Origin of the sequence: Bradyrhizobium sp. NBAIM08, from assembly GCF_020193935.1 — a bacterium.
Lineage (GTDB): Bacteria > Pseudomonadota > Alphaproteobacteria > Rhizobiales > Xanthobacteraceae > Bradyrhizobium > Bradyrhizobium yuanmingense.
In genome coordinates this window covers 1-392 of the sequence record NZ_JADYVR010001169.1, presented here as the reverse complement: position 1 = coordinate 392, position 392 = coordinate 1, and the positions used below count along the sequence as shown (strand labels likewise).

Sequence of the window (392 nt, the reverse complement as noted above, 5' to 3'; positions counted from 1 at the left end):
ATCTGAACGGCGACCTCGATGCGCTCAGCCTCGGTCGGTGGCTCTGCCAGGATGGTCGCGAGCGTCGAGCAGAGCGCGGGCGCGAACACCTCGGGCTCTTCGAAGCACATCGGGCCATCGGCCTGCGCGTGGTGTCTTGGCTCGACTTCAGTCGGCGTTGCTCGTGGACGCTGCACGGGGCTCACGACGGGCGGCGAGTCGTCGAGAACGCGACGCACGTCGCGCACCACGCCCTCCATCGGACCGATGAGGGGCGGGGGCTCGCTGGCGTTCGCGCGGCACTCACCGAGCGCAAAGGCGCACAGCAGCACCATGAGTCCTGCGAGGAAGCGGCTGTAGCTGGGGATGATCCACATTGCGAATTCTCCTCTCAAAAGGGACGGGTCTTCTGG

General features: G+C 66.8%; 1 protein-coding gene. It reads right to left on the bottom strand.

Translation table 11 applies throughout. From position 1 onward, the window contains the following. Positions 1–356: hypothetical protein (locus I6F37_RS43985; RefSeq protein ID WP_225154984.1), on the bottom strand; the 356-nt coding region annotated here is incomplete at its 3' end. Between the last annotated feature and the right edge of the window lie 36 nt (positions 357–392).